Below are 1519 nucleotides of genomic sequence, written 5' to 3' on the forward strand. Positions count from 1 at the left end.
TACGGCAGCCGCATTTCGCTAGCTGAGCAGGGCATATGCGGTGGCCAGGCGGGCGCGTTGGTGGAACCAGCGGGCGCGGGCCTGGTGTCGTCGTCGCCAGGCTGACCAATGGGCGGCGTGCAGGAGTGATCGCGTTGTCGCGGTGGCGGCGTTGAACAGGCGCTTGATCTCGGCGACGGTCAGCGGGATCATGCCGGGATCGGTCGGCGGAGCCTGATCAGGGTGCGTCGGGGGTGGTGCTTGGGTGTCGGTGCGGCGGCGGGCGGCTGCTGCGGTGACGGCGCAGATGGCCAGGGCGGCCATGACCAGCACAGTGTGCCGCAGGATCGCGTGATAGAGGCGGACCTGGGACTGGTCCAGGCCGAACAGGTCCTTGCCGAACTCGAAGGTTTCCTCCACCGGCCAGCGCAGCCCGGCGGCGGCTACCAGGCGTGGCAGGGTGACGGGCTGGCCGGTGGGGACAAGCAGTAGTGGAAGGCCAGTTCCCCGGTCTTGCGGTGCTTGCGGATCAGTAGGTGGTGCACAGGGCTGGCGGTTGCGATCCAGGCCCAGGCGTAGGTGCGTTCGCCCTTGGAGCCGGCCCCGGCCGATCGGATGGTCCATTTGCGTTTCTGCTTGAGGTGCTTGGCGGCAACGTCTGCGCAGGTCATGGCCGTCCCGGCGCCGAGGGTGAGGGTGAAGGACGAGCGGACGCGCAGCACGTAGGCCTGAGCGTGCTCCTGCAGGAAGTGGCGCAGGCTGGTGCAGGCGCCGTACACCTCATCGCCGGCGATGAAGTCGACGCTCATCCCGTCGGCGTAGGCGTCGGTGAGCAGGTCGATGGCCAGTTCGCCCTTGGTGCGGAAGGCCACGTCCAGTGGCAGGCCCATGGTCACCGCCGCGACGGGGTCGGCGACTTGCTCGGCGGGGATCCACTGTCGGGAGGCGATCAATGCATGTCCGCTGCCGGCCCGGACGTAGGCCAGGTGCACGGTGTTGATGCCGTTGTCGATTCCGCCCGCGCAGCCCATGTGCTGGCGCTTGACACCGGCGGTGGCTGATCCCTTCTTCTCCTGCCCGGACTCATCCAGGGCGCCGATCGCCAGGCCGCCCGGTCGGGCGGCGCGGTCCAGGCCTGCGACGACGAACCGGCGGATCGCGCTCATGACGCCCAGGGTGTCCCAGCGGGCGTGGTTGAGCAGGCGCTGGGTGGCGTCCGGTTGCCGGTCACCCACCCACTCGGCGATCGTCCATCCGTTGCGTTTGGGCAGGTCGGATAGCAGGGCCAGGAGGTATTTGCGGGCTTGGAGGCGTGGTTCGATCCGTGGGAACAGCGACGCTATGGCGATCATTAACTGATCCAGGTGCCGCTGGACGCGGCGGGCCTCTACGATGAGGACTGCAGCCGCTCCCGATCTTGTTCTCTTCACACAGACATGATCATGGGCGGCTGCTCTCATGAGCGCCGAAAGCCATCACAAGATCGCATCGACTCCACGCATCAGCCCAGCTCACACAGCGAAATGCGGCTGCCGTACTA

1 pseudogene is annotated in these 1519 nt (G+C 67.6%); it reads right to left on the bottom strand.

The window, feature by feature from the left end:
• Positions 1-18 precede the first annotated feature (18 nt).
• A pseudogene (locus tag E1294_RS51885) lies at positions 19-1331 on the bottom strand (IS701 family transposase).
• Positions 1332-1519: the final 188 nt, after the last annotated feature.

The sequence above is a fragment of the Nonomuraea diastatica genome (genome assembly GCF_004349015.1).
GTDB lineage: Bacteria > Actinomycetota > Actinomycetes > Streptosporangiales > Streptosporangiaceae > Nonomuraea > Nonomuraea diastatica.